The sequence below is a fragment of the Cedecea sp. genome (genome assembly GCF_036500665.1).
Lineage (GTDB): Bacteria > Pseudomonadota > Gammaproteobacteria > Enterobacterales > Enterobacteriaceae > Cedecea.
Genome location: NZ_DASYBS010000081.1, coordinates 23,525 through 39,682, shown reverse-complemented (window position 1 = coordinate 39,682; position 16,158 = coordinate 23,525). Strand labels below are relative to the sequence as shown.

19 protein-coding genes are annotated in these 16,158 nt (G+C 55.5%); 14 read left to right on the top strand and 5 right to left on the bottom strand.

The features are described 5' to 3' along the window. Positions 1-362 precede the first annotated feature (362 nt). Genes VGM55_RS12555 through VGM55_RS12515 form a run of 9 tightly spaced genes read left to right on the top strand, consistent with a single transcriptional unit; the run spans position 363 to position 9,379 of the window. On the top strand, positions 363-1,406 hold the full coding sequence (locus tag VGM55_RS12555; protein WP_154185281.1) for a sigma-54 interaction domain-containing protein: 1,044 nt from the start codon (positions 363-365) through the stop codon (positions 1,404-1,406). Positions 1,407-1,425: 19 nt separating this feature from the next. Continuing rightward, on the top strand, positions 1,426-1,788 hold the full coding sequence (gene fliE, locus VGM55_RS12550; RefSeq protein WP_154185280.1) for a flagellar hook-basal body complex protein FliE: 363 nt from the start codon (positions 1,426-1,428) through the stop codon (positions 1,786-1,788). A gap of 10 nt (positions 1,789-1,798) precedes the next feature. After that, complete coding sequence (gene fliF / locus VGM55_RS12545; protein WP_414648260.1) at positions 1,799-3,469, top strand: flagellar basal-body MS-ring/collar protein FliF; 1,671 nt, start codon at positions 1,799-1,801, stop codon at positions 3,467-3,469. Continuing rightward, positions 3,438-4,472, top strand: a complete 1,035-nt coding sequence (locus tag VGM55_RS12540) for a flagellar motor switch protein FliG (protein ID WP_154185279.1) — start codon at positions 3,438-3,440, stop codon at positions 4,470-4,472. Before fliF ends, VGM55_RS12540 begins: the two co-directional genes overlap by 32 nt. A gap of 2 nt (positions 4,473-4,474) precedes the next feature. After that, positions 4,475-5,221 carry a flagellar assembly protein FliH gene (gene fliH, locus VGM55_RS12535; protein WP_154185278.1) on the top strand — a complete coding sequence of 249 codons (747 nt, stop codon included), beginning with the start codon at positions 4,475-4,477 and terminating at the stop codon, positions 5,219-5,221. Continuing rightward, entirely contained in the window at positions 5,214-6,533 is a 1,320-nt protein-coding gene (fliI, locus tag VGM55_RS12530) for a flagellar protein export ATPase FliI (RefSeq protein ID WP_154185277.1), read from the top strand. Before fliH ends, fliI begins: the two co-directional genes overlap by 8 nt. A 6-nt stretch (positions 6,534-6,539) precedes the next feature. Then, entirely contained in the window at positions 6,540-6,977 is a 438-nt protein-coding gene (gene fliJ, locus VGM55_RS12525) for a flagellar export protein FliJ (protein WP_154185276.1), read from the top strand. A 10-nt stretch (positions 6,978-6,987) separates the two neighbouring features. Beyond that, positions 6,988-8,400, top strand: coding sequence for a glycosyltransferase family 2 protein (locus VGM55_RS12520; protein WP_154185275.1), 1,413 nt, complete (start codon positions 6,988-6,990; stop codon positions 8,398-8,400). Positions 8,401-8,434: 34 nt separating this feature from the next. Further along, positions 8,435-9,379 (top strand): hypothetical protein, encoded by a 945-nt coding sequence (locus tag VGM55_RS12515; protein ID WP_154185274.1) that lies wholly within the window; start codon positions 8,435-8,437, stop codon positions 9,377-9,379. A 50-nt stretch (positions 9,380-9,429) separates the two neighbouring features. Here VGM55_RS12515 and VGM55_RS12510 read toward each other — a convergent pair whose 3' ends face one another. From VGM55_RS12510 to flgA, 5 genes are all read right to left on the bottom strand, one after another. After that, positions 9,430-10,092, bottom strand: coding sequence for a glycosyltransferase family 25 protein (locus tag VGM55_RS12510; protein ID WP_331635634.1), 663 nt, complete (start codon positions 10,090-10,092; stop codon positions 9,430-9,432). 14 nt (positions 10,093-10,106) lie between these two features. Beyond that, positions 10,107-11,255: a hypothetical protein gene (locus VGM55_RS12505; RefSeq protein WP_331635633.1), complete on the bottom strand. Its 1,149-nt coding sequence runs from the start codon at positions 11,253-11,255 to the stop codon at positions 10,107-10,109. A gap of 8 nt (positions 11,256-11,263) precedes the next feature. Next, a complete protein-coding gene (gene flgN / locus VGM55_RS12500) occupies positions 11,264-11,701 on the bottom strand; it encodes a flagellar export chaperone FlgN (protein ID WP_154185271.1) in 438 nt (145 codons plus the stop codon). 3 nt (positions 11,702-11,704) lie between these two features. Further along, positions 11,705-11,977, bottom strand: a complete 273-nt coding sequence (gene flgM / locus VGM55_RS12495) for a flagellar biosynthesis anti-sigma factor FlgM (protein WP_154185270.1) — start codon at positions 11,975-11,977, stop codon at positions 11,705-11,707. Positions 11,978-12,115: 138 nt separating this feature from the next. Beyond that, positions 12,116-12,463, bottom strand: coding sequence for a flagellar basal body P-ring formation chaperone FlgA (gene flgA / locus VGM55_RS12490; RefSeq protein ID WP_331635651.1), 348 nt, complete (start codon positions 12,461-12,463; stop codon positions 12,116-12,118). A gap of 255 nt (positions 12,464-12,718) precedes the next feature. Between flgA and flgB the strand changes: the two genes are divergently transcribed. The 5 genes from flgB to VGM55_RS12465 are packed head-to-tail and all read left to right on the top strand — an operon-like array spanning position 12,719 to position 16,152. Beyond that, complete coding sequence (gene flgB / locus VGM55_RS12485; protein WP_038474859.1) at positions 12,719-13,069, top strand: flagellar biosynthesis protein FlgB; 351 nt, start codon at positions 12,719-12,721, stop codon at positions 13,067-13,069. 22 nt (positions 13,070-13,091) lie between these two features. Further along, positions 13,092-13,517, top strand: a complete 426-nt coding sequence (gene flgC / locus VGM55_RS12480; RefSeq protein ID WP_154185267.1) for a flagellar basal body rod protein FlgC — start codon at positions 13,092-13,094, stop codon at positions 13,515-13,517. 1 nt (position 13,518) lies between these two features. Next, on the top strand, positions 13,519-14,193 hold the full coding sequence (flgD, locus tag VGM55_RS12475; RefSeq protein ID WP_331635632.1) for a flagellar hook assembly protein FlgD: 675 nt from the start codon (positions 13,519-13,521) through the stop codon (positions 14,191-14,193). 34 nt (positions 14,194-14,227) lie between these two features. Continuing rightward, positions 14,228-15,421 carry a flagellar hook protein FlgE gene (flgE, locus tag VGM55_RS12470; RefSeq protein ID WP_331635631.1) on the top strand — a complete coding sequence of 398 codons (1,194 nt, stop codon included), beginning with the start codon at positions 14,228-14,230 and terminating at the stop codon, positions 15,419-15,421. Continuing rightward, positions 15,421-16,152: a flagellar basal body rod protein FlgF gene (locus tag VGM55_RS12465; RefSeq protein WP_176982998.1), complete on the top strand. Its 732-nt coding sequence runs from the start codon at positions 15,421-15,423 to the stop codon at positions 16,150-16,152. Before flgE ends, VGM55_RS12465 begins: the two co-directional genes overlap by 1 nt. Positions 16,153-16,158: the final 6 nt, after the last annotated feature.

Genomic DNA, 16,158 nt, shown 5'->3' with positions numbered 1-16,158 from the left:
AGCATCTCATCACTTTTTTTCAGGAAGGTGATTAGACCTGCTTATGCGTACTGTTGCAATAGCGGTGGGCTTATTAATCTGTTATTTAAAAACTGCATTGTCGATTGATATTTCATCATAACTATTTGTATTTTAATGATTAATGTTTTAATACCCATTAAAAAAGAGACAATGTAGACTCCCTCCGTATACTCGTTCTCACTGATGGCCGTAGTTCTGTTTTACCTGCGGCTAAATAGCCTGGCGAATGACGCTGAATTTAAACGGCCTTAATGTTTGCTTTCTTCTTTATGAATAAAGGACACATTAAGTCGGTTTGCTGTCCTCGTTAGTCAGATTCTACTCTAAGTTGGTGAGGCATAATGAATATGTTTATGGATCATAGTGCAGGCAATATGAATGGTTTTGTTGCCAGTGCGCCTTCCAGTGTTAGTGTATTTGCGCTGGCGCGCCGTGTGGCAAATTTTAATGTTTCAGTGTTGGTGACCGGTGAAACGGGTACCGGTAAAGAATGTGTGGCTAAATATATTCATGAACAGGCTACGGGAAGTGATGCGCCGTATATAGGTGTGAACTGCGCAGCCATTCCTGAAAGTATGCTGGAAGCGATTTTATTTGGCTACGAAAAAGGGGCTTTTACCGGTGCGGTGGCAAGCGTTGCCGGTAAATTTGAACAGGCTAACGGTGGCACATTATTACTTGACGAAATTGGTGATATGCCGCTGGCGCTGCAGGCGAAGTTATTAAGAGTACTGCAGGAGCAGGAGGTTGAGCGTCTGGGAAGTCATAAAAAAATCCCACTTGATATTCGGCTTATTGCCTCTACGAATAAAGACTTGCAGCTTGAAATTGCCGAGGGCCGTTTCCGCCAGGATTTGTTTTACCGTATTTCCGTGGTGCCTATTCATATTACGCCGTTGCGTGAACGTCAGCAGGACATCATCCCGCTGGCACAGCGTTTTATTACCAAATATCACGCTTTTCACCAGGGCAAAATCCAGCTGGCTGACGATGCCCGCCACGCGCTCTTGAGCTACAACTGGCCCGGCAACGTACGTGAGCTGGAGAATGTTATTCAGCGAGGCTTAATTCTCTGCAACGGCAGCGAGATTACGGCAAAAGACTTCGGCCTTACCCCGGTAGCACCGCCGCAAAGCGTCGGCGTCGGCGTGATGCCAGCCTGGCATGAAACCACTCGCCGTGCTGAGAGCGGCGCACCGGCGGCAATACGTAACGTTAAGCTGCATGGCCGTATGGCGGAGTATCAGTACATTATCGACCTGTTGAAACGCCATCAGGGTAATAAATCGAAAACGGCCCAGTTCTTAGGCATTACGCCGCGCGCGCTGCGTTATCGACTGGCTTCGATGCGCGAAGAGGGCATTGATATTGAGTGTTACTCCTGAAAGGGGAAAGGAGACCGCAATGGATAAGATTTCAGGATTGGGCATGCCGATGGGGCAACAGGAAATGCTGATGCGGCTGCAGCACACGGCGGCAAGCGCCGGTGCCGGGGCTATCGCTGCACCACAAACGCTCGCGCCCTCTCTTACCGGCGCGGCACAGCCCGTCTCATTTGGCAACGTTCTTAACCAGGCAATTAACAGTGTTGACCAGATGCAGCACGTTGCCAGCGCCCGCCAGGCTGCGATCGACACCGGCCAGAGCGACGATTTAACCGGCGCGATGATCGAAAGCCAGAAAGCCAGCGTGGCATTTACGGCAATGATGCAGGTGCGCAACAAGCTCACCACCGCGCTGGATGAAGTGATGAATATTGCGCTCTAAGGGTCTTACCGTGTTAATCAAAACTCAGCTTGCGGCGATGCCGTTGCCGCAGGGAAAACATAAAAAATGGCTTATGGGCGCCGCAGCCGTGTTGCTGACCGGCGCCATTGTTGCCTCACTGTGGCGCAGCGGTGGCGGCTATGTCGCGCTCTATGGCGCTCAGGAAAACCTGCCAACCGCCCAGGTTGTAGAAGTGCTGGGCGCAGAGAACATTGCCTATCGGATTAACCCGGACAACGGGCAAATTCTGGTGGCCGAAAACAAACTGTCGAAGGCGCGCATGGCGCTGGCAGCAAAAGGCATCAGTGCGGCATTGCCAGAAGGCTACGAGCTGATGGACAAAGAAGAGATGCTCGGCAGCAGCCAGTTCGTGCAGAACGTGCGCTACAAGCGCAGTCTCGAAGGGGAGCTGTCAAAAAGCATCATGGGTCTGGAGCCGGTAGAGCTGGCGCGAGTACATCTGGGGCTGAGCGAAGCGAGTTCCTTCGTCATGAGCAATAAGCCGGAGAGCAGCGCGTCGGTTATCGTCCAGCTTCGGCACGGAAAAAGTCTTGATGAGCAGCAGGTTGCTGCCATTGTTCAACTGGTTTCCGGCAGCGTTCCTGGCATGAAAGCCAGCAGCGTGCGGGTGGTCGATCAAAGCGGCAACCTGCTCTCCGAAGGCCTGCAAAACGGCGGCAGCCTGGCCGGTATTCGCCAGGCCAATGACGTTGTGCAACGTATGAAGGCGGACACCGAAAAGAATATTTCCGGTCTGCTGACTTCGTTGGTGGGGAGCAACAACTTCCGTATCAGCGTTGCGCCTCAGGTGGATATGAGCAGCGTGGAGGAGACCCAGGAGCGCCTCGGAAAAGATGCACGCGTTAGCGACGAAAATATCAGCCAGGAAAATACCACTAACGAACTGGCGATGGGGGTGCCGGGGTCGCTCAGCAACCGCCCGGTCAATCAGCAGCCAGCGGCAGCGAATGCGCCAGCAAACGCCAATGCCAACACGACTCAGGCCAATACGCCACAGTCCCTGAGCAGCCGCAATTCGGAGCAGCGAAAATACGCCTACGACCGTGATATCCGCCATATCCGCCACCCCGGCTACCAGCTTGAGAAGCTGCGCGTGGCCATTGCCCTGAACCAAAGTGCGCCTGCGCTGGAGAAAATCACGCCGGAAAAACTGGCGGGACTGACGCGGCTGGTTGAGGATGCGGCGGGCATAGATAAAGCCCGTGGCGACTCGCTGACGCTGGACGTTATGGCCTTTACGGAACCCGAAGCGACGGCGCTGCCGGTACTGAAATGGTGGCAGGATCCGCACATGCAGTATTGGGGACAAACCGGCGGCATTGGCCTGCTGGCGCTGCTAACCCTGCTGTTTGGCGTGCGTCCGGTCGCGCAGCGCTTTAGCCGCCGTGAAGTAACGGTGGCCGATGCTGCCAACGAGCCCGTACTGGGCAGCGGGGCGCTGCTTGAAAACGAATTAATGACGACTGATGAAGGCCTGAGCCCGGGGTTGCCGAAATCGTCGTTCCAGAATGATGACAACCTGCCGCCGCAGAGTTCTGGCCTTGAAACCAAAGTCGAATACTTACAGATGCTCGCCCAGAGCGAAACCGAGCGCGTGGCGGAAGTACTGAAACAGTGGATTAACAGCAATGAGCGAACCAACAGTAAGCAAGAGCAGTAAAAGCAGTACCGGTAACGGGCGGTCGCGCATCGAACAGGCGGCCATCCTGCTGTTGAGCGTAGGGGAAGACGCCGCTGCTCAGGTGATGCAGAAACTGAGTCGCGAAGAGGTGATTTTGCTGAGTGAAACCATGGCGCGGCTGCACGGTGTGAAAGTGACTCAGGCGCGCCAGGCGATGAATAACTTTTTTCAGGACTACCGGGAGCAGAGCGGCATTAACGGTGCCTCACGTACTTACCTGCGCAGCATTCTGGAAAAAGCCCTTGGTGGGGAAATTGCGCGCAGCGTGATTAACGGCATCTACGGCGATGAGATTCGCTACCGCATGGCCCGTCTGCAGTGGGTGGATGTCCCGCAGCTGGCGGCGCTTATCGAGCAGGAGCATCTGCAGCTGCAGGCGGTGTTCCTCGCGTTCTTACCGCCGGACGTGGCGGCAAGCGTGCTCAGCGTGCTGCCGCAGGAACGTCAGGACGAAATCGTCTACCGCATTGCCAAGCTGGACGACGTCAACCGCGATGTTATCGACGAGCTGGACAGGCTGATTGACCGTGGCGTAGCGGTGCTTTCAGAGCACGGCTCTAAAGTGACCGGCATCAAGCACGCCGCCAACATCGTTAACCGCATTCCGGAGAATCAGCAACTGCTGCTGGACCAGCTGCGTGAACGGGACGAAGACGTTGTGGACGAACTCAAAGATGAAATGTACGAGTTCTTCATTCTCAGCCGACAGAATCAAAACACGCTACAGCGCCTGATGGAAGAGATCCCGATGGAAGAGTGGGCGGTAGCGCTGAAGGGCACCGAGCCGGTGCTGCGCCAGGCCATTTGTAACGTGATGCCGAAACGCCAGGTGCAATTGCTGCAAAGCACAACTTCGCGTCTTGGCCCGGTGCCGGTCAGCCGTATTGAACAGGTGCGCAAAGAGATTATGGGCACCGTACGCCAGCTGGCAGAGGACGGCGAAATTCAGGTTCAGCTGTTCGCTGAGCAGACGATGGAATAACCATGTTCAAAAATGCAAAAGCCGCTACGCTCGGCAGCCTGACCACCCGCCGTCAGGGGGTTATCAAACCCAGACTGCATAAATTCCCGCCGCTGCGCAAAAGCTGGCAGCAGGCAAGCCTCGAACAGTCAGGCCAGACGCTCGACCCGGACGCGTACCAGCAGCAGCTGGTGCAGGGGTTTCAGGATGGCCTGAACCGGGGGTTTGCTCAGGGGATGGAAGAAGGGAAAGAAGAAGGGTATCAGGAAGGCGCTCGCCTCGGTTTTGAAGAGGGAATGCGTAAAGGACTGGAAGAAGGGAAACAGCACGCTCGCCAGCTGTTTCTGGATGCCGCCGGGCCGCTGGACGGCGTCGCGAACGAGCTACGTCAATACCTCAGCGCCTATGAACAACGCCGCCGCGAAGAGCTTCTACAGCTGGTGGAAAAAGTGACTCGCCAGGTTATTCGCTGCGAGCTGGCGCTGCATCCTACGCAGATGCTGACGCTTGTTGAGGAAGCGTTGAACGGCCTGCCGCAGCTCCCGGAACAGATTCGCGTATTGCTCAGCAATGACGAATACCAGCGTATTAGCGAAGCCGAGCCGGAAAAAGCGCGTCACTGGGGGCTGTGCGCCGATCCGGATCTGGAGCCCGGTGAATGCAGAGTGATTACCGATACCAGCGAGATGGATATTGGCTGCCAGCACCGCCTTGACCAGTGTATGGATGTGCTGAAAGAAAATCTGCTGCCGGAAACCCAGGATGAGTGATCTGGACTTCGAACAGGCGCTGCGCTCCATTGAAAATATCAATCTTGCTCGCGTGGCGGGCAGGCTGGTGCGCGTGAACGGCATTCTGCTTGAGTGCGTGGGCTGCCGCCTGGCGGTCGGGCAGATGTGCCGCGTGGAAAGCGCCGATAGCGAACTGATTGATGCGCAGGTGGTGGGGTTTGACCGCGATCTGACCTGGTTGATGCCGTTCAAACATCCTACCGGCTTGATTGCTGGCGCCCGCGTTTTTCCGGCAGATAAACAGGAAGGCGTGATGATTGGCGACCGCTGGCTTGGCCGCGTGGTCAACGGGCTGGGGGAGCCGCTGGACAACAAAGGCAAACTGGTGGGCGACACGCCGCTGCCGCTGCATTTGCCCCAGGTTCACCCGCTAACGCGGCAGGGCGTGGAGCAGCCGCTTGACGTTGGCGTGCGCACCATCAACGGCCTGCTGACGATTGGCAAAGGCCAGCGTGTTGGCCTGATGGCGGGCAGTGGCGTGGGTAAAAGCGTGCTGCTTGGCATGATAACCCGCTACACCCAAGCTGAAGTGGTGGTGGTCGGGCTGATTGGCGAGCGCGGGCGTGAAGTGAAAGAGTTTATTGAAAACTCGCTGCAGGCCGAAGGGCTGGCAAAGTCGGTGATCGTTGCCGCACCCGCCGATGAATCGCCGCTGATGCGCATCAAAGCCACCGAGCTCTGCCACACCATCGCCAGCTACTATCGTGATAAAGGCAAAGACGTTCTGCTGCTGGTGGACTCTCTGACCCGCTACGCGATGGCCCAGCGAGAAATCGCCCTCTCCCTGGGCGAACCGCCCGCCACCAAAGGCTATCCGCCTTCTGCTTTTGGCATGATCCCGAGGCTGGTCGAAAGCGCAGGCAACAGTACCGGCAGCGGTACGATGACCGCGATTTATACCGTGCTGGCAGAAGGGGATGACCAGCAAGACCCGATTGTCGACTGCGCCCGAGCGGTGCTCGATGGCCACATTGTACTCTCTCGCCATCTTGCCGAAGCCGGACACTATCCGGCTATCGACGTCGGGCAGTCCATCAGCCGCTGTATGAGTCAGGTTACCGAACGTTCTCATCAGCTTTCGGCGAGAACGCTTAAGCAGCTGTACGCCGAATACCAGAATATTAAACCGCTGCTGCCGCTGGGGGGCTATGTGGCGGGAGCCGATCCGCTGGCTGACCGCGCGGTGAAACTGGCCCCGGCGATAACGCAATTTCTTCAGCAGGAGGTGCACGACCCCGCGCCGCTTGCCAAAACCATCAACGATTTGTGCCTGCTGGCGCAGGCGGGATAACCGGCGATGAGCAAACCGATCGCAACGCTTGAGCAGCTGCATATGTTACGTCACCGGGCGGTAAAAGAGACCGGTGCGCGGTTGAATGCCCAGCAGCAGCTGTGCCAGCGCTATGAAAAAAATATCACCACGCTGACGTCGCTTGCGGCAGGGCTGACCCAGGCGGAAGGCACCTCCGCTTTACAGATGAGCAACCACTCCGGCTACAAGCGTACTATCCAGCGCGTTATTGACTGGCAAAAGCAGGAGCATGCGTTAGCCGAGCTGGAAGCCCGGCAGCTACAGGGCGCTTTACTCCGGGAGGCGAAGCGTGAAAAAAGCCTGGAAGTGATGCTCGACGCGAAGCGTAGTGAACGCCATGCAGAACAAGAGCGACGTGAGCGGAAAGCGACGGATGCCGTTTCCGCACAGTGCTGGCTGCGCCAGCGACTCGCCCACCGTTAAGAGTTAATAGATGAAACCTACCGCTAACCGCAGCACATTGCTGGATAACCTGCTAAAGCGCCAACGGGCCACCGCGCCGCAAAAAATGCCGTTTGTCAGCGTGGTCTGCCCGACGTGGAACCGGCGCGAATTTCTCCCGTACCTGCTGTATATCTACCAGTACCAGGACTATCCGGCGGATAAACGTGAGCTGATCATTCTTGATGATTCCGCGCAGAGTAACCAGGATCTGATCGACATGATGGTCGACCCGTTGCTGCACAACGTGCGGTACATTCACAGCCCGGAGCGCCTGCCGTTGGGCCGCAAACGTAACATGCTAAACGAGCTGGCGACCGGGGAGTACATCATCAGTTTCGACGACGATGATTACTACCCTCCGGAAAAAATCTCGCATCAGGTCACTGAGATGCGAAGCCACAATGCGCTTTTTTCCGGCAGCGATCGGATCTATGTCTGGTACAGCCATCTCGACAAAATGTACCTCACGCACCCGTTTGGCCCGCACCATGCGCTGAACGGCACCTTTGGGCTGCACCGTAATCTGTTGAAAAGAAACCGCTATCAGGATGATGCCACGCTCGGTGAAGAGCAGGCTTTTCTCAATAACTTCACCACGCCGGTACTGCAAATCGCTCCTGAAAAGGCCATCGTCTGTATCTCCCACAGCACGAATACCTATGACAAAGACTTCATTATGGGGAGCAGTACCCCGGTGGATCTGCGTCTTGACGATCTGGTTAAGGATCCGAATCTGCTGGCGCATTACCGCCGCTTAAACCGTGCGCCGCTCAACCAACCGGTGCAGTGGGCGATATTCGACAAAGTGGCGGTTATCTATGATCCTCAGCGTGAGGCGGAGCTTGAGGCGCAGTGTCGGGCGCTCGTCGATTTCGGTTTTTCCGCCAGCCAGCTGCAGCCGGTGGCGCTTCATCAGAATGAAAACGCCGGGCTTGCCGAGCTGCAAACCCACGGCGAAGTCCTTGAGCGAGCCCGGCAGGAGGGCTGGCGTAACGTTGTGCTGCTGGATGCGGCAGTCCACTTTGTAAAGAAAGAGAATTCGGTGCAGCAGGTGAATGCCCTGTTGAGCAGTCTTCCCCATATTGACTGGCAGGTGCTGATGCTGGGCGGGAAATACAGCGAGCTGCGGCTGATGAAGTCCCTGTCGGGCGTTGTACGCGTGCGTGCGGCAGAAAACGGCTGCGCCTATGCCGTTAACGCCAATTTTTACCCCACCTTGCTGGCGGCCTACCGCGAAGCCATTAGCGCCGCGCAAACCCGCGACGATGCATGGCAGCCTTTATTTGAACAACACTGTTGGCTCGGCTTTTACCCGAGTTTCGCGTTTATTCAACAAACGCGGGATCGCCAAAGCGGCAAGCCGGTCGACTGTACCCACTGGTTTTTCCGTAAACACAGCTAAGTAAGGGAGGGCTAATGCCGTCCCGGAGAGAGAAATGGATATCATCGAACGTTATCAACCTGAATTTGTCACCCGCCACGCCACCCTGAGCGAGACCTGCTCTTGCCCGGCCTGTCGCCGCGGATCCGAGGGCTGGCCGCAGGCCAGTGTTCACCTGGCGACCCAGCTGCGCGAAAGCCTGGATCCCGGTTGTGAAAGTGTTGCCCGCGAACTGCTGCTTAACCCGCAGGCGTTTGCTCTGCACATTTCGCAAGGCGAAGTACAGGATGCCGTCCAGTTCACGGCATGGGATGAAATGCTCAACCAGCAGTGCATTAATCTGGCCGTGCATCCGGCGCTCTCTCTGGAAGTGAGCCTGTATGCCCTTGGCGTGCTGCTGAGTAAAGCACAGCAGTATCTTGATGATGACAATCGCGATCCGGCGCTGTTGATGTCGATGGGCGAGCAGCTTGCTCAACTGGCCGAACATGGCGTGCTGGAAGAGCAGTTAGCCATGCTGCCGCCCATTAAAGAAAACGGCCTTGCCGCGCTGAAAGCGATGGGGGCCATGCGTCTGAATCTCAATCTGCCGATGGTGGAGAAAATGAGCGTAATGCTGAAGCTGAGCGAATTAGGCATCATGCCCACAAGCCGCCTCAGCGAGCGCCTGGAGGAGCTGCAGGGCGGCCTTCAGCGCTGTGCGCTGTTAACCGGGCAGCCATACATTTTACGTAACGTGCTGATTTACCGACTGTACCACGACGTGTTTCCCGGCGTGGGCTGCGAAAACTACGGCGCGGCAATGTTCTCGCTGGCGCAGGACTTCTTTCAACTGAAGATGCTGCTCGCGATAGCGATGGGTGAGGAACAAACCCTGGCGGAAGATAAGCTGATTACGCTGTTCAGCGCGTGGTATAGCTGGCGTCAGGTCAACCCGATGCAGGTAGACGCGCAAAACAGTGCGGATTACAGCCTGCTTTGTGGGCTGTCTTTGCTGTAAAAAAAACCTTTCCGGCGCCTGTTGTTCAGGGAGCCGGAACGTCGAACGCGCTAGCTGATGGCCGCCAGGGGCTTAAAGAACAGCGGACGATAATCCACCGTTCGTTGTTCGATATCGCTTTTGTCGGCGCGCTGATACGCCACGTTTGGAAACACTCCCAGCCAGCAATCTCTCGCCATTAGCGAATGCCAGTGAACATCCAGCGCAAACTGAGACTGCTCAGCGCCTTGAGCGAGGGCGTAGAGGCTTTCGCGGAAGTTCTCCAGCAGCACCGGCATGTAGTGCCGGTTAACCAAATAGGCACACGCACACCAGGCCTGGCGTGCACGAACAAGATAATCAACGCTGTTCAGGGCGGTAACTGAGTGGTAGTTAGCGCCCAGGAAGGCGACGTCCCAGCGTACATTTTTCAGGGTCGAAAAGTATTTATTCAGCCGGGTTTTATCTTCATCTGTGGTGCAAAAAGCAATATCATCCTCAAGGATCAGGACATTTTCCCACCCTTCGGCAATCGCCATTTCAAGTACAGCAATGTGGGATCGCACGCAGCCAAGGTATCCCGGAGAGGCCTCAATTGCCTCAAAACGTAGGATTTTGCTTTTCTCAGCCGCGATTTCAGCCAGCTGCTTGCGTACCCGAACATTACGGTCGCGGCGGCGCCGAAGATTGATATAGACAATTTTATTCACCCACTGCCAGTCAACGCTCTTCATAAATGTCCGGTTGGTTAACGTGCCAGGAAAGCCAGGGCGACATCGCGTGGGATGTCCGAAGCCGAACGCACTTCCACGCCGGTAAACAGATAGTGGTGAATATACTTCTTCATGTTTTCCTTGTTCATTTGCTGATAAAAACTGCGTCCGAGTATTTCTAACGGTTTGTCATACAGCATGGCCTCAAGGCCGACAGTCGAGTTGATGGTGAGCACTTTGCTCGACCTCTTGATCAGCTGAACGGTGTTCTCCTGGCTGATCTTGAAGCCCAGTTTATTTTTGAGTTGAGCAAGGGTTTCCAGCTCGTGCGGATCGCGCTCGGCAGGGTGAATTTTGACGACCAACATTTTGTTTTCTTGCCCGGCGAGCTTTGCTGCGTAATGGATGGCATCGGCGTTGCGCTTGTCCGCGTTGATCCACAGCTGAGTGTCGGCAGAAACCTGTAGCGGCAGGAAGATGAAGTCCCGACTATAGCGAGTCAGCACCTTATCGCTGGAAAGCAGATTGATGATGTTGGCGCAGGGGTTATTCATCGCCTGAAGCGGTATGCCTTTTTTCCCCTTCTCGTATTCGTCCATCCAGGACTGATGAAATTCGTCGCTAACCGCAGGGTATTTGTCGAGAAGCTCAGGATGTAGCGCTAATTCGGAGCGCGCGTTGGCGCCTAACCGGTCGATAAAAACCTTGTTGGGTAAATTCGAGAGTTCGATAAACCGAGTTTCTATTCCGCGCTGGCGGCAAACCATCGCCATTGCCTTTTCCGCAATGCCGTTGCCGGAGCAAAGGATCATTTTTTCAATGCTGTTCAGTGTCTCAGCCTGTAAGGCTGAATAGAGCACATGGAAATAGAGATTCCAGCAAACGCTGTATTCAACCTTGTTGACCAGGAATTCGCGGCTAAGGCGAATGTCACTATCAATTTTTTGAAACAGGACTGGTTTACTGTGGCAAAAATCCTCGGCTGCAGGTGGCGTATGCGCCTGAGAGAGCAGAGTCAGCGGACCGTGCTGGAGTGTTTGCGCCAGGTATTCCGTCACGTGGGGCCACAGAGAAAACGCGGTGATTTTTTGCTGCTCGTCAGCGGAAAGCCCTTTGATAACACGGCAATAAAAGCGCGTGTTCTCAATGGTTTCCATAAAGAAACCGATCTCAGAGGAAAGCATGATAAGCGTCAAACCTGCTGATAAAGCCAGTTTTCTGGCTCGCTGCTGTTTATCAGGCTCTCAAGGATCTCTTGCTGCATGCCGAGCAGTAACCCATTCCCTTCATTGGCCGTTTTACAGCGGGTGGCCTGGGTTTCCAGGTCTTCCCAGAGCGCGTTAACCTGGCTCTGGTGTGAAGTCGGGAGGCGTGAAAATAATGCTTTAATGCCCTGCGGGCCGGCGGGGACGCCCAAACCAGCCAGCGTGGCGTAACGCTGTTGGCTACTGGCGGCAAGGTGTTCATAAATCTGAATCAGTTTGCCGTTAAGTTCATCCAACGCGACCGACTGACGGCCAACAATCAGCTGGCGCTGCTGCTCCAGGAGGGCGTTAAGCTCGGTGTAATATTTACGATCGGCAATCATGTCTTCAATTAACTGCTTCACGCCCTGGGCTGCATTGCTCATAACCTACCTCTGATAGTATTTCTGCATCGCGCCGGTCAGTTCATCCAGGTTGATGCTGATTTTTCCCGCGCTGATGGCTTCTTTCATTGCTTCAACGCGTGCCATATCCACTTCCGGCATCGCGGCCATATTGTTCTGTGCCTCACCCAATACCGGGTCGACCGGGTGCGTTTTCTCGACGTTTCCGCCTTCTTCTGCCTGAGGACGAGTCTGCCCGGCGGCGTTAGCGCTAAGCGTTGCTACGGTCTGGCTGTATTGGGTTGGGTTAATTTTCATCGCTGTTCTCCGGTTGCTCTACGGTTCTGTTTTTATTGGGTTGCAAGGTGAGTCCACGGGGAGGAAAGCCTTTTTCCCATTCCCTTATCGGTGTAAGGCGACCCGGCAACAGCAAAACTTTAATCGCAAAATTAAAAATTATTTTGTAACGGTGTTGAGCATGCGCACCAGACCCGTGTCGGCAACCACGGCGCTGACCACGCGCTGACTGCTTTCGTTTTTTACTTTAATCACTTCGCCTTTACGCCCCTTTTTCATTGCTTCCCCAAACGTTCTTGCTTCAATGCCGTCCTGCATGGCAACCATCAGCACGCGCTGGCCACGCTCAACCAATACCGGGGAGTCGAGGTGCGCGCGGGTAATCGGCTGGTCGGCGCGCAGGCGTCGTTTTAGCGTCATGCCGGTGGCTTCTTTGGGGTCGGTTAAATAGCGGGTACGGGCTCCGGAGATCTGGATTGTTTTCATCTGGAGGTCCGCATGGGTCAGAACATGTCCGCGCTCAAGCGCGCTTTTAGCGGCCACGACTTTCTGTTCCGCGGCGTGAAGCGCTGGGGTCAACAGCAGTAAACCCAGGGCCGCGACGAGGCGGAAGGTAAAGGGGAAATCAGGCTTCCCTTTGCGGAGAGATAATTTGGTAAAACGCTTTGTATTCATGATGTTAAAACTCTGGCACGGTAATTGCTATACAGGGATGTATTAGCGATTTTTTGCCGTTGTTTTTTCATCACGAGGATGTGGGCTGTGAGTATTTCTTTTGACAAAGCATTGGGTGTTCATCCGCAGGCAGTAGCACTTCGACTTTCCCGAGCAGAGCTGCTATCCGCCAACCTGGCTAACGTCGACACCCCAAACTTCCAGGCTAAAGATATTGATTTTGCCGCGGAGATGCAACGTTCAGCGTGGAGTTTTTCAACTGACCCTTCGCCACAGGAAAAATATCGCGTGCCGTATCAGCCTTCTTCCGATGGCAACACCGTCGCCTTAGACGTGGAGCAGGCTGAGTTTTCGAAAAATGTTCAGGACTACCAGGCAAGCCTGGCGTTTTTGAATATGAAATTTGTTGGCCTGAAAAAGGCTATCGAAGGGAAATAACGGACTTAGGTAACCATGCAAGATGGCATTTAACAATATCTACCGTGTCTCAGGCTCGGCTATGACGGCGCAGACCGTTCGCCTGAACACCATCGCCAGCAACATGGCGAACGCCGACGCCCCCTCAGCGACGGAAAATGGCGTCTACAAAGCGCGTCGCCCGGTGTTTGCCTCGGTTTATCAGAACGATGAGCTGATGGGTAACCGGGCGCTGACCGGCGCAAGAGTGCAGGTCATGGATGTGGTTGAAACCGGCAATGCGGTACAGCGTTATGAACCGAACCATCCCATGGCCGATGACCGGGGCTACGTCTACTACCCGGATGTGAACGTAGTGGAAGAGATGGCGGACATGATGTCGGCCTCACGCAGTTTTGAAACCAATGTTGACGTGCTTAACAGCGTGAAAAGCATGCAACAAAGCCTGCTGCGCCTTGGAGAAGTGTGAAATGAACGTAAATAACGACGCGAGTACCTTTAGCGCCAGCGGCGGCAGCAGCGTGGCAAGCAACGGCAGCGCCGCCGGTATGAACAGCCTGTTTATGCAGCTGCTGGTTGCGCAGATCCAAAATCAGGATCCGTTAAACCCGACGGACGGCACCGAATATGTCAGCCAGCTGGCGCAGCTCACTCAGGTGCAGTCAATGGAAACCATGTCACAGCTGATGGCCAATAACTCGGTGTTAATGGACAACCTGCAAACGCTGACCACCGGTAACCTGGTTGGACAAAAGGTGATGGTACAGAGCGACAGCTTTAGCACCGACGGGACAACGACCGTAGACGGACGCCTGACGCTGGAACATGCCGCAGGTGTTGTCACCGTTATCGTCAAAGACTCAGCCGGTTCCGAGCACAAAATTGAGCTGGGCAAACAAGAAGCCGGGCAGGTGGATTTTGCTATCGATCCGGAAGCGCTGGGTCTGGCGGAAGGGAAATACACGCTTAGCGTGGTGACCGATACCGGGGAAGAGAAAGTTCCGGTCGAGCTCGGTGGCATTGTCAATAACGTGCGCATCCCGCTGGACGGCAGCCCGACCATGCTGAACATCTCGGGGCTGGGCGAAATTGCCTACAACTATATCACTCAATTTGGACAATCTGCCCCTGCTGTAAAGGCATGAGCCGGGTCAGAAGCATTAATCAGGAAGACATAACATGAGCTTTAGTATTGCCACCTCCGGCCTTAACGCCATCACCGAACAGCTGAATGCGATTTCTAACAATATCGCTAACTCCGGTACCGTAGGGTTTAAGTCCGGTCGCGCGGAGTTTGCCGCACTGTACGCCCAAAGCCAGCCGCTTGGCGTGGGCGTGACCGGCATCACCCAGAGCATTACCCGTGGTGGGGCTATCAATGCCACCGGTAATGGTCTGGATTTGGCTATCTCCGGCAACGGTTTCTTCGTCGTGCGCGATAGTGCGGGAACAACAGCCTATACCCGTGCGGGCTATTTCGGCACCGACAGCAACGGAAACCTGATCAACAGCTCCGGCATGAACCTGCAGGGCTATCCGGTGGATGCGAACGGCGTGCTGCAGGTGGGCAGCATCGGCAATTTGACCATCAGCAGCGGCTCTATCCCGGCTAAGCCTACCGACGGTTTAGATTTTACCGCTAACCTCGATGCCCGCGCGGAAAAGCCTGTTACTGCCACATTCGATCCTAAAGACAACACCTCTTATAACAACACCTATGCGACCCAGGTATACGACTCGCTGGGCCGTGAGCACACCATCAACCAATATTTTGTTAAAACCGACGAAAATACCTGGGAAGTTTATTACTACATGGACGACCAGCCGCTGACTAACCCGGCGAGCCAAACCCTGACCTTCAGCGATCAGGGCATTCTGAGCGCGCCAAACGGGGCCGTTGAGCTGTCTATTGATATTCCAGGCGCACAGTCGCTGTCTGTCGACCTGAACTACACCGGCACCACGCAGTACGGCTCTGATTTCTCGGTCAGCAAAAACAAGGGTAACGGTTATGCGTCCGGCGAGAAAACCGGCCAGCAGATTGATGAAGACGGATCCGTCTATGCCACCTTCTCCAACGGTGAGCGCATGCTGCAGGGGCAGCTGATTTTAGCGAACTTTGCTAACCCTAACGGGCTTGCCGCGCAGGATGGCACCACCTGGATGCAGACCGTGGCTTCCGGTACGCCACTGACCGGCGCACCTGGCAGTGGTTTGCTGGGCGCAATCAAAGCCGGCGCGCTGGAAGCGTCAAACGTTGATTTGACCTCGGAACTGGTTGGGCTGATGAGCGCCCAGCGTAATTACCAGGCAAACACTAAGGTTATCAGCACCAACGACAGCATGATGAACGCGCTGTTCCAGGCCGTGTAATGGATCACTTAATTTACACCGCCGTCAGCGGCGCAAACCGCAGCCTGTCCCAGCAGCAGATCCACGCCAACAACCTGGCGAACGTGAATACCCAGGGGTTTCGTAGCGATCTGGAAAGCGCTCAGGCGCAGCAGATTGAAGGCGCGGGGTATGACTCGCGCTATCTGGTGCAGCCGACCAACGGCGGCGTTGATATGACGCCGGGCGCGATGAAGCAGACGGGCCGTGACCTCGACGTTGCCCTGCGCGGGAGCGGCCTGATAGCCCTCAGCAGCGGTAATCGCGAAGTCTATACCCGCAACGGGCAAATCGACGTTGGCCCGGAAGGCGACCTGACGATTAACGGCCTGCCGGTGGAAGGGGACGGCGGACCTATCGTGCTGCCGCCATTTTCACAAATCTCTATTGCCCAGGACGGGGTGATAAGCATTGTGCCGGACGACGGCGGCCCCGCCATACCGGTGGAAATCGATCGCCTCAAGCTGGTGGATATTCCTGCCGGACAGCTGCAGAAAAACAGCGCCGGGTTCCTCGTCACGAACGCGCTGAACAATCCGCGCAACGAAGAAGTCATGGTGGCCTCCGGGCACCTGGAAAGCGCCAACGTTTCGGCCATCAGCGAGATGGTGTCGAGCATTGCGCTGAACCGTCAGTTCGAAGCGCAGATCAAGATGATGAAAGCGGCGGAAGATCTGGCCACGGCGGGCAATCGCCTGCTGCGCGGCAGTTGATTACAA

Excerpts from the sequence above, each read along its gene's own strand:
- VGM55_RS12515 (WP_154185274.1), top strand. The coding sequence starts at position 8,435 with ATGGATATCATCGAACGTTATCAACCTGAATTTGTCACCCGCCACGCC.
- fliE (WP_154185280.1), top strand. The coding sequence starts at position 1,426 with ATGGATAAGATTTCAGGATTGGGCATGCCGATGGGGCAACAGGAAATG.
- VGM55_RS12465 (WP_176982998.1), top strand. The coding sequence starts at position 15,421 with ATGGATCACTTAATTTACACCGCCGTCAGCGGCGCAAACCGCAGCCTG.
- VGM55_RS12505 (WP_331635633.1), bottom strand. The coding sequence starts at position 11,255 with ATGCTTTCCTCTGAGATCGGTTTCTTTATGGAAACCATTGAGAACACG.
- flgC (WP_154185267.1), top strand. The coding sequence starts at position 13,092 with ATGGCATTTAACAATATCTACCGTGTCTCAGGCTCGGCTATGACGGCG.
- fliJ (WP_154185276.1), top strand. The coding sequence starts at position 6,540 with ATGAGCAAACCGATCGCAACGCTTGAGCAGCTGCATATGTTACGTCAC.
- flgM (WP_154185270.1), bottom strand. The coding sequence starts at position 11,977 with ATGAAAATTAACCCAACCCAATACAGCCAGACCGTAGCAACGCTTAGC.
- VGM55_RS12520 (WP_154185275.1), top strand. The coding sequence starts at position 6,988 with ATGAAACCTACCGCTAACCGCAGCACATTGCTGGATAACCTGCTAAAG.
- flgD (WP_331635632.1), top strand. The coding sequence starts at position 13,519 with ATGAACGTAAATAACGACGCGAGTACCTTTAGCGCCAGCGGCGGCAGC.
- fliI (WP_154185277.1), top strand. The coding sequence starts at position 5,214 with ATGAGTGATCTGGACTTCGAACAGGCGCTGCGCTCCATTGAAAATATC.
- flgN (WP_154185271.1), bottom strand. The coding sequence starts at position 11,701 with ATGAGCAATGCAGCCCAGGGCGTGAAGCAGTTAATTGAAGACATGATT.
- fliH (WP_154185278.1), top strand. The coding sequence starts at position 4,475 with ATGTTCAAAAATGCAAAAGCCGCTACGCTCGGCAGCCTGACCACCCGC.
- VGM55_RS12555 (WP_154185281.1), top strand. The coding sequence starts at position 363 with ATGAATATGTTTATGGATCATAGTGCAGGCAATATGAATGGTTTTGTT.
- flgE (WP_331635631.1), top strand. The coding sequence starts at position 14,228 with ATGAGCTTTAGTATTGCCACCTCCGGCCTTAACGCCATCACCGAACAG.
- VGM55_RS12510 (WP_331635634.1), bottom strand. The coding sequence starts at position 10,092 with ATGAAGAGCGTTGACTGGCAGTGGGTGAATAAAATTGTCTATATCAAT.
- VGM55_RS12540 (WP_154185279.1), top strand. The coding sequence starts at position 3,438 with ATGAGCGAACCAACAGTAAGCAAGAGCAGTAAAAGCAGTACCGGTAAC.